This is a genomic window from Streptomyces sp. NPDC056835, assembly GCF_042789485.1.
In the GTDB taxonomy this organism is placed as follows: domain Bacteria; phylum Actinomycetota; class Actinomycetes; order Streptomycetales; family Streptomycetaceae; genus Streptomyces.
In genome coordinates, this window is record NZ_JBHUBB010000023.1 from 31104 (window position 1) to 44268 (window position 13165).

Consider the following 13165-nt stretch of genomic DNA (forward strand, 5'->3'; position numbering starts at 1 on the left):
CCGGGGCGTGGACCCCGCCAGTGGCGACGCCACCTGGGGCTATGCCCACCACCCCTGCGGCACGCAACACACGGTGTGGGGGCCGGGCTTTTACCCCCCGGCCCCCTCTTTCCCGTTCCGTGGACGCGGTTCCGGTGGACGGGGTTCCGGTGGACGCGGTTCCTGTGGATACCGTTCCTGCCGTCACGATCTAGGTCGTGACGGTCGCCTCGCACTTCCGTACCCGCGATATCTGCCTCGGGCTGTCCATCGGGACCCTGACCGTCGTCGTCTCCCCGCCCTCCAGCTCGACCGTCGTGTCGCCGAAGTCGACGACCGAGCCCGACGCGTCCTCGAAGGTCACATCGACCTCGTAGGTGTCCGCGAGACCGGGTCCGGCCGACACCCGCACGGTCGCGTAGGTGACGGCCTTCCGCTTGCCCTTCGCCCTGCTGACGCAGGTGACGATCCGCGCCTCGGCGCCGGCCGTCGCCGTCGCCGTGGGCGTCGGGTCGTCGTACGAGTTGCCGGACGAGCCGTAGTCGTCATCGGAGTCGTAGCGCGAGCCCGAATACGAACCGTTGCTCTTCTTGGAGTTGGAGCAGCCCCCACCGCCGCTCGATCCCCTGCTCTTGCCGCTTTTGCCGCCCTTGCCGCCCGTGGAGGACGAGAACCCCGTCAGGGCCAGCACCACCACGACCAGTACGGCCGCGATTTTCAGACGTCGGCGTATCACGATCGACTCACTCCCCCGTATGTACTCACTCACCCGTTGGCCCAGGGGCCGACTTGCCCCGTGGACCTGTCAAACGCGCGCGACACCCTAGCAGTTGGGGCACGAGCGCCCTCGGCGGCGTGGCGGGCACCTGACGGTCGCGTGGCGGGGGCCGGATACGCGGCGTAGCGTCGCCAGCGGAGCACGATCACGCACCGCGAAGGAGGGCCGACGATGGTCCGTAACGTCCTCGGCTCGCTGCTCGCTCTCATCGGAGCGGCCGCCGCCGTACTCAGCCCCTTCCGTCCCTGGTACGACGGCAGGGAGGCCAGCGACTACCCCGTCACCGACCTGTTCAACGGCATCTCAGGCAATGGTTCCGGCGTCCTGGCCTCGCTCGCGCTGCCCTTCCTCTTCGCCGCCCTGGTCACGCTGTTCGGCGTGGTGCTGCGCTCGCGCGCGCTCGTGGCGCTGGCCGGCCTCGTCGTGCTCGGCTTCACGGTCCTGTGGATGGTGCGCCAGGGCCAGTCGGCGGACGGCCTCGGCGTCAGCGCCAACGGCGCGGCCCTGGGCACCGGCGTCGCGTACGCCGCCGGTGGCGGGGTCGTACTGCTGCTGGCCGCGCTGGTGATGAGCGGCCGCCGGCGCCGCGAGCGGTGGCGGAGCCAGGAGCCCCCGTACGACTACGAGGCCCCGTACCCGCAGCCGTACCAGCCCCAGCAGCCCCAGCAGCCTCAGTACGAGCAGCAGTACCAGCCTCAGTACGAACACGCGCGGTACGAACACGCGCAGTACGAGCAGCCTCAGTACCAGCAAGCGCGGTATCAGCCTCCGTACGGGCCCGCGCGGCGGCACGATCAGTACGCGTACCAGCCGTACGGATACGAGCCCCAGCCGCCACCGTCCTCACCCCCGGAGGAGTGGTCCGCGCACGACGGCGACACCCAGTCGCTCCCCCGGGTCACCGACGAGCGGTGGAGTCCGAGCTCCACACCGCCGGCGGGATCGCCGCCCGAAGAACCGCCCGACGCCCCCCGGTCGCGCTAGCGCGACCCGCGCCCCGTCGCGTTAGCGCGACCCGCGCCCCGCGTCGCGTTAGCGCGACCCGCGACCCGTAGCCGTCCCCTTCACCGCGTCCAGCGCGTACACACAGCGGTCCTTGCTGCACGCGTACACCACGCCCCGCCGCGCCACGGGCGAGCCCGTGATCTCGCCGCCCGTCGCCAGCTTCCAGCGCAGCTGGCCGCCGCTCGCGTCGAGCGTGTAGAGGCAATGGTCGGCCGAGCCGAAGTGCAGCCGGCCGTCGGCGACGACCGGCGCGCCGATCACCTCGCCGCCCGCCGCGAAACGCCACTTGGGCGTGCCCGTCACCGCGTCCAGCGTGTACAGCGCGCTGCCGCTGCCGACATGGATATTGCCGTCCGCGACCAGCACCGGTTCGATCGACTGCCGGGATTCCGTCGCGATGCGCCAGCGGTCCTTGCCGGTGGTGGCGTCCAGCGCGTACACCGTGCCGAGATAGTCCGCGAGATAGACACCGCCGCCCGTCACGGCCGGCCCCGGCGCGAAGGCGGGCGGGGAGAGGAAGACCGCGGGCGCCTCGAAGTGCCAGCGCACATGGCCGCCGGCCAGATCGATGGAGAGCACGCGCGTACCGGCCGAGACATACAACTGGCCGTCGGCGGCGGGCCGTACCCGCACGGGCACGCCGCCGCAGGAGGCGGCGTCCCCGATGGGGTACGACCACAGCTCGGCGCCCGTGCGCGCGTCCAGCGCCAGCAACCGGGCGTCCTTCCACACGTACACCGTGCCGTCGTGGATCGCGGGCCCGGCCTCCGGTGTCTCGAAGTCCGTCTGGGCCCCGGCGGTCTCCCACAGCTTGTCGCCGTTCGACGCCTCCCACGCCTGGACGCCGCCGCCGCGCGTACCGGTGACGACCGTGCCCCGGTCGACCTTCAGGGAGTACACCCAGGCGTCGGTCTGGAGCCGCCAGCGCTCGGTTCCGTCCGCGGCGTCGAGCGCGTACAGCGTCGGCCCGTCCGAGGCGTGGATACGGCCGCCGGCGACGGCCATCGCCCACGCCACGTCTCTGGTCTTGAACTGGCGGCGTCCGCTGCCCACGTCGAGCGCGTGTACTTCGAAGGACGTGACGTAGAGCAGATCGCCGTCGACGACCGGCGTGCCCCAGACGTCGTTGGACATCCGGAACCGCCAGGGCCGCCAGCGGCCGGGGGCGCCGTCGGCAGGCGGGGCAGGCGCGGGCACCGGCGGGGCTCCCGTGGCGGGCGCCACACCTGTGGGCGCCACGCCGGTGGGCGCCTCCGCGCCGTTCAGCCCGGCCGGCGGGCGGATCCAGCCGGTGGCGGGGCCCGCGTCGGCGCCGCCGACGCGCGTGTCCGCGACCCGAGGTCCTGGCCCGATCGGCACCGGTGACCCCGGCAGCCTGACCGGGCCGTCCGACGGCGCGGAGCGGGGCGAGTGCGGCATGGCGGGCGGCGCCATCGCGGCCGACGCCTCGGACCGGCCGGCGTGCTGGCCCTCGTTCCCGCCACCTCCAGCGCCGTGCCGCGCCGCGCCGGGCCGCCACGCGGCGTCCCAGTCGGGCGCCGCCTGCGCGGGCACCGGCGGCTCGTGCGTGGGCCTCGGCGGTACGGGGGCGACCGCGCCGGGGCCCGCGTGCCGTAGGGCGGGCGCGGGTCCCCGGCCGCCGGCCCTGCGGCGCTCGATCATCGCGGTGGCGAGATCCGGCAGCCACGCCGACGCCGTGCCGCTGTCGTCACTGCCCGAGGCGAAGAGATGCGGGGCCAGCTGGGCCTGGAGGTCGGCGGGCGAGGGCCGCTGCGAGGCGTCCATCTTCATGCACGCCTCGATGAGCGGCCTCAGCTCCTCCGGCAGCCCCGCCAGGTCCGGGCCCTCGCGCAGCAGCATGAAGACCGTCTCGACGGGGTTGGCGCCATGGAAGGGCGCGTGTCCGGTGGCGGCGAAGACGAGGGTCGAGCCGAGCGAGAAGATATCGCTGGCGCCCGTCACACTGCGCGAGTCGCGGGCCTGCTCGGGCGACATGTACGCGGGCGTTCCCACGGCGACATTGGTCATGGTCAGCCGGGTATTGGAGACCCCGGAGGCGATACCGAAGTCGATGACCCGCGGCCCGTCCTCCACCACCAGGACATTCGACGGCTTCATGTCGCGGTGCACCAGGTTGGCGCCATGGATCGACTGAAGCGCCTCCGCGATCCCCGCCGCCAGCCAGCGCACCGCCTGGGCCGGCATCGGACCGCACTCATTCACTATTTCTTCCAGCGAGGGCGCGGGCACATACGCCGTCGCCAGCCAGGGCACGGCGGCCCGGGGATCGGCGTCCACGACGGCCGCGGTGTAGAACCCGCTGACGGCGCGGGCGGCCTCCACCTCTCGCGTGAAGCGGACCCGGAACAACTGGTCCTCGGCAAGCTCGGTACGTACCGTCTTGATCGCCACCCGGCGGCCGGACGCCGAGCGCGCGAGATAGACCAGCCCCATGCCGCCGGCTCCGAGCCGCCCAAGCACCTCGAAAGGGCCGATGCGCCTCGGGTCGTGCTGCGTCAGCTGCTCCACTTGCGTGCCACCTCCCCGTACGGGCCACAAAGGTACGGCCCCGTGCCCCCTGATTCTTCCTGTCGGAGGCGGCGGTTGCGAACCCGGGGGCGGATCGGGGTGTCTCACCTCGATCCGGACACTCATGTGCTTTCCGGCTCCGCTTCCCGCCCCGGCGCGGGCTCCGCCACCGCTCCTTCCCCCGCCGCCTCCCCTGCTTCCCCTGATTCCCCTGATTCCCCTGCTTCCCGTGCTCCCGATTCCCCTCCCGTTGCCGCGCCCGCCGCCGTATCCACTGCCGCCCCCGCCCCCGGCTCCGGCGCGCGCCCCGGCTCACGCTTCGGCTCGGCCAGTACGGCGAAGTACGCGCCCTGGTTGTCCAGCAGCCCCGCCATCCGTCCGTAGTCGATATCGAACGGCGGCGCGGTGACCCTGCCGCCGAGCCGGACGACCGTCGCCGCCGTCTCGTCGCAGTCCTCGACCGAGAAATAGCTGAGGAAATGGCCGGGCAGCTCCGCCGGGAACGCGTCCGTTATCACGCTGCGCCCGCCGATCGCGCTCTCCCTCTCCGTGCCCGGCGCGGACCCGGCCGGGGACCACAACCGGAAATCGACGCCGGAGCCCGGGAGATCCTTGCCCCGGAAGCCGAAGACCCGCTCGTAGAAGGGGTCGACGCGCTCCTTGTCCCTCGTGTAGACCTCCGTCCAGCAGAAGGATCCCGGCAGGCCCGTCTTCTCGAAGCCCAGGTCGCCGCCCGTCTGCCAGAGCCCGAAGACCGCGCCGGCCGGATCCGCGGCGAGCGCCATCACACCGAACCGTCCGACGGCCATCGGCTCCCGCACCAGCTGGCCGCCCGCCGCCCTGATCCGCACGCTGAGCGCGTCGGCGTCCGGGGTGGCGAAATAGATGGTCCATACGGTCGGCATCCGGCCGTCCCGCTTGGCGATGAGGCCCGCGACACGCCTCCCGCCGCTGAACGCCACGGTGTAGTGCCCGTCATCCATGCCCCTGGCCCGGCCGAAGGTCCAGCCGAACAGCTCCCCGTAGAAGCGCTTGCCCGCTTCCAGATCGGGGAGTGACACATCCACCCAGCACGGCGTGCCTTCCGCGAATGCGTCCATGTCACGGACTCCTTCCGTATGGATGAATAGAACAATTGATTCACTATCGCAGCGTGAAGCCGCCGCCACCCCGAGTTATCCACCGAAGTTGTCCACAGGCTGTTGATAACACTATTCAAGCCCGCACCCGCGCCGCCCGCCTCCCGGATCTCCCCGCGACCCCCGCCGATCGCCGCCGATCGCCGCCGATCGCCCCACGATCCCCCGTCGGTCCCCCGCCGATCTCCCCGCGAGCCCCCGCCGCCCCCTGCGCCGCGCACGCGCCGCACCCTGCGCACGATGGCCGGTTCCCCATTTGCAGTCGGCCAAATCGCGCTCGGATCACCCCTCGGTAAGCTGACTGCATGACAGGACAAGTGCGCACCGTCGACGGCCGCGTGGCTGGTCGACGCGGGCAGGCGACGCGGCAAAAGCTGCTCGACTGCCTCGGCGAGATGCTCAGCTCCTCGCCCTACCGGGATGTCAAAGTCATCGATGTCGCCCGCAAAGCGGGCACGTCACCCGCGACCTTCTACCAGTATTTCCCGGACGTCGAGGGCGCTGTCCTTGAGCTCGCCGAGGAAATGGCCAAGGAGGGCACCGGGTTGACCGAGCTGGTCTCCGGCCGCTCCTGGGCCGGCAAGGCCGGCTGGCAGACGTCCGAGGAACTGGTCGACGGCTTCCTCGACTTCTGGCGCAAACACGACGCCATCCTCCGGGTGGTCGATCTGGGCGCGGCGGAGGGCGACAAGCGGTTCAACAAGATCCGGATGAAGATCCTGAACTCCGTGACCGGCTCCCTCACGGAGTCCGTGAAGGAGCTTCAGTCCAAGGGCAGGGTCGACAAGGACATCAGCCCGGCGGCGCTGGCCGGCTCGCTGGTCGTACTGCTCGCCTCGGTCGCCTCGCACCAGAAGGGCTTCCAGAGCTGGGGGGTGAAGCAGGCCGAACTGCGGCCGACGCTCGCCCAGTTGGTCCATCTGAGCGTCACCGGCAAGAAGCCCACGAAGTAACGCGCTCCAACTGGGACAACCCGCTGGGACAACCCGCCGAAGCGGGCCGGCGCCCGGGCCGACGGACACGGTACGTACGTATGTACCCGCGCACCCCTCCCGCCCCGTTCTGTCATGTCGGCGGCAAAAGCAGCCGTTCCACCAGCGCTCCGATCAGCGCACCCGCCTCCTCCGCCGGGAACACCCCCGGAAGCGTCAGCTGCTCCACCACCAGCCAGTTGGTGGCCAGATAGATCATCTTGACCGCATCGGCGTCGCCGGGCAGACCGGCGTCCAGATGGCTCCGGACATTGGCCTCGACATCCGCGCGGACGCGCTCGGTGAGCACTGCCCGCAGCGCCGGGCGACGGGTGGCCTCCAGCCGCAGTTCGAGCAGGGCGAGATAGCCCGTACGGAACGCGGCGACCCGCCCCACCACATCGCGAACGAGCCCCACGACCCGCTCACGGCTGGCCGGCCCTTCCGCCATGGCCGCTATCGTCGCGTCGTCAGGACGCATCCGCTCGTAGATCCGGCCGCCGGCCTGGGTGAGCAGATCGTCGCGGCTGGCGAAGTAGTTGGACGCGGTGCCGTTGGGTACGCGCGCCTCGGTGTCCACGGCGCGGAAGGTCAGCCCGCGCGCGCCCTCACGGGCGAGCACCTCGATGGCCGCGTCCACAAGCGCCGCGCGCCGGGCCAGGTTCTGCCTCATGCAGCGTTTCCGCCCTCTCTCTCGAATCACTCCGACTCTCGAACCACTCCGAGTGTAGTGATATGAACGGAGAAGGAGACATGGACGAGGTTGAATGGCCCGCATGGACGACGACCGGCGGCAAGAGACCTTCCGCGCCCTGCTGCGCGCCCAGTCCGTCTGGGACACCGAACTGCCCGCGTTCGATCCGGCGGACGCGCCCGACGAGCCGCTGCCACTGTTCCACCGCTGGTTCGCCGAGGCGGTGGCCGCCGGTCAGCCGGAGCCGCACACGATGACGCTGGCGACCGCCGACGAACAGGGCCGGCCCGACGTACGGACCCTGATGCTGCATGACGCGGACGCGCGGGGCTGGCACTTCGCCTCGCACGCGACCAGCCGCAAGGGCCGCCAGCTGGCCGCGCGCCCCGAGGCCGCGCTCGGCTTCTACTGGGCGGCGCAGGGACGTTCCGTACGCCTGCGGGGTGAGGTACGTACGGCCGGCGCCGAGGAGAGCGGCGCGGATCTGCGGGTCCGTTCGACGGGAGCGCTCGCCTCCGCGCTGGTCGGGCGGCAGAGCGAAGTCCTGCGTTCGGCGGCGGAGTTGGCGGAGGCGAGCGCGGCGGCGTGGGAGCGGGCGCGGCGCGAGCCGGACGCGGAGGCGCCGTCCTGGACCGCGTACACGCTCGTACCGGACGAGGTGGAGTTCTTCCAGGGCGACGCGCGCAGACAGCATGTGCGGCTGCGCTACCGGCGCGAAGGGAGCCTGTGGGTACGGGAGTTGCTCTGGCCGTGAACGCCGGGGGCCGGCGGGACGGCGGATGTGATCGATTCGCAACCCCTTTTCCGTCTTGGCCGAGACCCAACAAGTGAGGTTACGGTTACGCTCAGCTCTCATGCCCGACGATTCCGGCCGCGCCAACAGCCTTCCCGTCTACGTCATCGGCGCGGGCCCCGGTGGGCTCGCCGTCGCCGCCGCGCTCCGCGAACAGGGCATACGCGCCGTCGTACTGGAGAAGTCCGACGCCGTCGGGGCCTCCTGGCGCCGCCACTACGAGCGGCTGCGGCTGCACACCACCCGCCGGATGTCGGCCCTGCCGGGTCTGCGGATCCCGCGTTCCTTCGGGCGCTGGGTGCCCCGCGCGCGGGTGGTGCGCTATCTGGAGAAATACGCGGAGTACCACGGCCTGGACATCGTCACCCGCGTGGAGGTCACCCGGGTCGAGCCCTCCCCCGACGGGACCGGCTGGCTGCTGCGGGCGACCGGCGGCCGGGAGCTGACCGGCCGCGCCGTCGTCGTCGCCACCGGCTACAACCACACACCGCGGCTGCCGTCCTGGCCCGGCCGCGCGTCGTACGGCGGCGAGCTGCTGCACGCGGGCGAGTACCGCGACGCCCGGCCGTACGCGGGCAAGGACGTCCTGGTCGTCGGCGCGGGCAACACGGGCGCGGAGATCGCCGTGGACCTCGTCGAGGGCGGTGCGGCGCGGGTACGCCTCGCCGTCCGTACCGCCCCGCACATCGTGCGCCGCTCCACGCTGGGCTGGCCGGCGCAGGCGACGGCCGTGCTCGTCCGCCGGCTGCCGGTCCATCTGGTCGACCGGGCGGCCGGGGCGCTGGCCCGGATATCGGTGCCCGACCTGTCGGCGAAGGGCCTGCCGCGCCCGGAGACGGGTCTCTACTCACGTGTCCGCGAGGGGGCGATCCCGATTCAGGACGTGGGTCTGATCAAGGCGGTACGCAAGGGCCGGGTCGAACCGGTGGCGGCGGTCGAGTCCTTCGAGCCCGACAAGGTCGTGCTGGCGGACGGCTCCCGGATCACCCCCGAGGTGGTCATCGCGGCGACCGGCTACCGCCGGGCCCTGGAAGACCTGCTGGGGCATCTGGACGTACTGGACGAGCGGGGACGGCCGGTGACCCACGGCGGCCGCACCCCGGAGCAGGCGCGGGGGCTCTACTTCACGGGCTTCACCAACCCGATCAGCGGCAACCTCCGCGAGATGGCGATCGACGCGCGCAAGATAGCGAAGGCCCTGGCCGGCGGGACCAACCGGACCACATCCGACCGCCGGTCCGGCCGGTCCGGCCGGTCCCGCTGACCACACCTTCCCCGCCCGCCACGCTCGCCCTGCCCGCCCCGCTAAACCGTCGCCGTCGCCGTCGCCGCCACCGGCCTGCGCCTGATCACCAGCGCCATCAGCGCCGCCGCAGCGCACAGCGCCCCCGAGGCGTACCAGACCACGTCGTACGAGCCGAAGACGTCCCGCGCCAGACCGCCCGCGAAGGCGACCACCGCCGCGCCGACCTGGTGGGAGGCGAGGACCCAGCCGAAGACGATCGCGCTGTCCTCGCCGTAGTGCTCACGGCACAGGGCGATCGTCGGGGGGACGGTGGCGACCCAGTCCAGGCCGTAGAAGACGATGAAGAAGACCATCGGCGGATGGACGGAGGGCGCCAGCAGCATGGGCAGGAAGAGCAGCGAGATCCCGCGCAGCGCGTAGTAGACCGCCAGCAGCCTGCGCGCCTCGAAGCGGTCGGTGAACCAGCCGGAGGCGATCGTGCCGACCACATCGAAGACACCTATCACCGCGAGCAGCGAGGCGGCGGCCGTGATCGGCATGCCGTGGTCATGCGCGGCCGGTACGAAGTGGGTCTTGACCAGGCCGTTCGTCGAGGCCCCACAGATCGCGAAGGTCCCCGCGAGCAGCCAGAACGGTCCGGTACGCGCCGCCGAGAACAGCACCGAGACCGCGCGCCGGGCGGCGCCGGGCACCGGCGCGGGCTTGGGTACGAACGTCTTCGCACCGTACGGGGGCAGGCCGACATCCGCCGGATGGTCCCGCAGCAGCAGCCAGACGAACGGGACCACCGCGAGCGCGGCGAGCGCGACGGTGACGGCGGCCGGGCGCCAGCCGTGGTGCTCCACCAGCCAGGAGAGCAGCGGCAGGAACACCAGCTGCCCCGAGGCGCCCGCCGCGGTGAGGATGCCGGTGACCAGTCCGCGTCGCGCCACGAACCAGCGGTTGGTCACCGTAGCGGCGAAGGCCAGCGCCATCGAACCGCTGCCGAGACCGACCAGAACGCCCCAGTACAGCACCAGTTGCCAGGCCGCGGTCATCCATACGGTCAGTACGGAACCGGCCGAGATGATGGTGAGCGCGACGGCGACGACCCGGCGGATGCCGAAGCGGTCCATCAGCGCCGCGGCGAACGGCGCGGTCAGTCCGTACAGCGCGAGATTGACCGAGACGGCGAAGCCGATCGTGCCGCGCGACCAGTCGAACTCCGTGTGCAGCGGCTCGATCAGCAGACCGGGCAGCGAGGCGAACGCCGCCGCGCCGATGATCGTCACGAAGGTGACGACGGCGACGAACCACGCCCGGTGGACGCGCCCCGGCGCGCGGGGCGCGGGGGACGCGGGCGGCGCGGGCCGCGCGGACGGGTCGGGCGCCGTAGCGCCGTTCTCGGAGAGGTCGGTTGTCTGGGTCACGTCAGACAGCATCAAGGGCGGCGACGCTACTGACGAGTGGCCCGACGGCCAGCATTCGCCAGGATCGGGCCACACCCTCGCACCGCCCGCCGCCCGCCGCCCGCCGCTCGACGCCGAGCGCGCCGCCCGCCGCCGAGGCACCACCCGCCGCCGAGCCCGCCGCCCGCCGCCGAGTCCACCACCCGCCTCACTCCACGCGCTTCAGACCCCGGATCGCCGGTACGGTCAGCAGCACCGCGCACACCCCCACATTGATCACCGCCCCGGCCACCAGCACTTCCCGTACCCCCACCGCCTCCGCGACCGGCCCGGCCAGCGCGCGCCCCACCGCCAGCATGATGAGCGAGCCCGCCACGTCGTACGCGTGCAGCCGGTTGAGCGCCGCGTCCGGGATCTGCGTCTGGACCGTCGTCGACCACATCACCAGCCAGAACGCCAGCGACACACCCCCGACGAAGAAGCCCGCGGCCAGCAGCGGCACCGGCACGTCGTACGCCAGGACCAGTACGTTCGCGATCACCCCGAACAGCGCGAGTGCGCCGGCGAACAGGGGTCTGGCCGGTCGCAGCCGCATCGCCAGCAGCCCGCCCGCCACACTGCCCGCGCCCTGGACCGTCATCATCAGACCGAACACCGCCGAGCTGTGCCGCTCGGTGACGACGACCGCCTCCAGCGGGGTGATCGGGCCGAGCACCGTGATGCCGTACACGGACCAGACGGCGATGACCCCCCACAGCCAGGACCGGGCCCGGAACTCGCGCCAGCCGCCGATCAGTTCGGTGAGCATCGACTCACCGGTCACCACCGGCGCGACCGACTCCATCCGGATCAGGAAGAGACAGATCCCGCTGATCCCGAAGGTGGCCGCGTTGACCCCGAAGATCAGGCCGGGTCCGCCGAAGCCGGCCAGCGCGCCCGCGATCGCGGGACCCGCCATCGTCATCAGCGACTCCGCGACCCGCAGCACCGCGTTGCCCCGCTGCACATCGGGCGCCAGCCGCGGAAGCATGCTGGCCACCCCCGGCTGGAAGATCGCGGCGCCCAGGCCGTTGAGCGCGCTGAGCGCGTACACGAGCCAGAGCGCGGGCGCTCCGGCGGCGAAGGCGACGGCCAGCACCGCCGTGCCCACCAGCCGTGCGCCGTCCGCCAGCACCATCATCCGGCGCGGGGTGAACCGGTCGGCCAGCACTCCGCCGACGATCACGAACCCCGCGAAGCACGCCATCCAGGCACCGAGCGCGAAGCTGACGGACGACGCGCCGTACCCGGCGTCGAGCAGACCGGCGGCGAGGGCGACCGGCACCATGCCGTCCCCGAAGCGCGCGACGGCACGGGCGAGGAAGAAGAGCCGGAAGTTACGGTTCCAGAGGGTACGGACAGCCCCTTCCGGAGCGGCCGGGGCTTCGTGCGGAGGTGCGGTCGGTTCGGGAATGCCCGGAGCCACTGTGCGCTTTTCTGTCACAGACGCGACTGATATCAAGTAATGGTCTGGACCACCAGAGCTTTTCCGAGGAACGGACCGCGAAGACCGGAGAAGAGGAGAGCACACCATGCCGGACCGCCGCCCGCACCGGGTCGCCGTCCTCGCCCTCGACGGGGCGATCCCCTTCGAACTGGGCATCCCGCAGCGGATCTTCGGCCGCGCACGCGACTCCTCCCACGAGCCGCTGTACGAGATCGTGACCTGCTCGGTCCGGGAACCGGGGCCGGTACGGACCGACGCCGACTTCGCGATCCTCGTCGAGAACGGCCCCGAGACGCTGGCCACCGCCGACACCGTGGTCATACCGGCGTCCTACAAACTGGGGCCGGTCTTCGACGCGGGCAGGCTCACCGACGAACTCCGCGCCGCGTTCGCCCGGCTGCGGCCGGGCACCCGTATGGTCTCGATCTGCACCGGCAGTTATGTGCTGGCCGCCGCCGGGTTCCTGGACGACCGCCCCGCCACCACGCACTGGTCCTCCGCCGCCCACTTCCAGCGGCTGTTCCCGCGGGTCAAGGTGGACGCGGACGTCCTGTTCATAGACGACGGTGACGTACTGACCTCTGCCGGAGTCGCCGCCGGGATCGACCTGTGCCTGCATATCGTCCGGCGCGATCACGGCACGGCGGTCGCCAACGAGGTCGCGCGACGTACGGTCGTCCCGCCGTACCGGGACGGCGGCCAGGCGCAGTACATCGAACGCCCGGTCCCGGAACCGCAGCTCGCGACCACCGCGACCGCCCGTAACTGGGCGCTCACGCGCCTCCACGAGCCGATCCAGCTGCGCGACATGGCGGAGCAGCAGTCGATGTCCGTACGGACGTTCACACGCCGCTTCCGCGAGGAGGCCGGGATCAGCCCCGGGCAGTGGCTGGTGCTGCAACGGGTCGAACGGGCCAGACAGCTGCTTGAGTCGACGGACCTGTCGGTCGATCAGGTGGCGCGGGACGCGGGGTTCGGCACGGCGCAGTCGATGCGCCAGCATCTCCAGTCGGCGCTGGGGGTCCCGCCGACGGTCTACCGGCGTACGTTCCGCGCGGGAGCCGCAGCGGGCCGGTAGGGCCTGTCGGGTCGGTAGGCCCTGTCCGGCCGCCCGTCACCCGCCATCCGACATCCGACTGCTGAGGATCGACGCGTCA

11 protein-coding genes are annotated in these 13165 nt (G+C 71.9%); 5 read left to right on the forward strand and 6 right to left on the reverse strand.

The features are described from left to right. Positions 1-190: 190 nt before the first annotated feature. Positions 191-715: a hypothetical protein gene (locus ACFRMN_RS24990; protein ID WP_383022992.1), complete on the reverse strand. Its 525-nt coding sequence runs from the start codon at positions 713-715 to the stop codon at positions 191-193. Between the two features lie 213 nt (positions 716-928). Here ACFRMN_RS24990 and ACFRMN_RS24995 point away from each other — a divergent pair, with 213 nt between their 5' ends. Next, on the forward strand, positions 929-1741 hold the full coding sequence (locus tag ACFRMN_RS24995; RefSeq protein WP_383022993.1) for a hypothetical protein: 813 nt from the start codon (positions 929-931) through the stop codon (positions 1739-1741). Between the two features lie 48 nt (positions 1742-1789). Here the strand turns inward: ACFRMN_RS24995 and ACFRMN_RS25000 are convergent, their stop codons facing one another. Beyond that, positions 1790-4291, reverse strand: a complete 2502-nt coding sequence (locus ACFRMN_RS25000) for a PQQ-binding-like beta-propeller repeat protein (protein ID WP_383022995.1) — start codon at positions 4289-4291, stop codon at positions 1790-1792. A gap of 122 nt (positions 4292-4413) precedes the next feature. Then, positions 4414-5391: a VOC family protein gene (locus ACFRMN_RS25005; protein ID WP_383022997.1), complete on the reverse strand. Its 978-nt coding sequence runs from the start codon at positions 5389-5391 to the stop codon at positions 4414-4416. A 344-nt stretch (positions 5392-5735) separates the two neighbouring features. Here ACFRMN_RS25005 and ACFRMN_RS25010 point away from each other — a divergent pair, with 344 nt between their 5' ends. After that, the gene (locus ACFRMN_RS25010; RefSeq protein ID WP_383022999.1) at positions 5736-6383 is read left to right on the forward strand and encodes a TetR family transcriptional regulator; all 648 of its coding nucleotides are present in this window, start codon (positions 5736-5738) and stop codon (positions 6381-6383) included. Positions 6384-6495: 112 nt separating this feature from the next. Here the strand turns inward: ACFRMN_RS25010 and ACFRMN_RS25015 are convergent, their stop codons facing one another. Further along, on the reverse strand, positions 6496-7074 hold the full coding sequence (locus ACFRMN_RS25015; RefSeq protein ID WP_383023000.1) for a TetR/AcrR family transcriptional regulator: 579 nt from the start codon (positions 7072-7074) through the stop codon (positions 6496-6498). A 94-nt stretch (positions 7075-7168) separates the two neighbouring features. Here ACFRMN_RS25015 and ACFRMN_RS25020 point away from each other — a divergent pair, with 94 nt between their 5' ends. Both ACFRMN_RS25020 and ACFRMN_RS25025 read left to right on the forward strand, forming a co-directional pair. Beyond that, on the forward strand, positions 7169-7849 hold the full coding sequence (locus ACFRMN_RS25020; protein WP_383023001.1) for a pyridoxal 5'-phosphate synthase: 681 nt from the start codon (positions 7169-7171) through the stop codon (positions 7847-7849). Between the two features lie 100 nt (positions 7850-7949). Then, complete coding sequence (locus tag ACFRMN_RS25025; protein WP_383023003.1) at positions 7950-9152, forward strand: flavin-containing monooxygenase; 1203 nt, start codon at positions 7950-7952, stop codon at positions 9150-9152. Between the two features lie 41 nt (positions 9153-9193). Here ACFRMN_RS25025 and ACFRMN_RS25030 read toward each other — a convergent pair whose 3' ends face one another. Together ACFRMN_RS25030 and ACFRMN_RS25035 are read right to left on the reverse strand one after the other, a co-directional pair. Beyond that, positions 9194-10555, reverse strand: a complete 1362-nt coding sequence (locus ACFRMN_RS25030) for an MFS transporter (RefSeq protein ID WP_383023112.1) — start codon at positions 10553-10555, stop codon at positions 9194-9196. 175 nt (positions 10556-10730) lie between these two features. Beyond that, the gene (locus tag ACFRMN_RS25035; protein WP_383023005.1) at positions 10731-12005 is read right to left on the reverse strand and encodes an MFS transporter; all 1275 of its coding nucleotides are present in this window, start codon (positions 12003-12005) and stop codon (positions 10731-10733) included. Positions 12006-12093: 88 nt separating this feature from the next. Here ACFRMN_RS25035 and ACFRMN_RS25040 point away from each other — a divergent pair, with 88 nt between their 5' ends. Continuing rightward, a complete protein-coding gene (locus ACFRMN_RS25040) occupies positions 12094-13086 on the forward strand; it encodes a GlxA family transcriptional regulator (protein ID WP_383023006.1) in 993 nt (330 codons plus the stop codon). Positions 13087-13165: the final 79 nt, after the last annotated feature.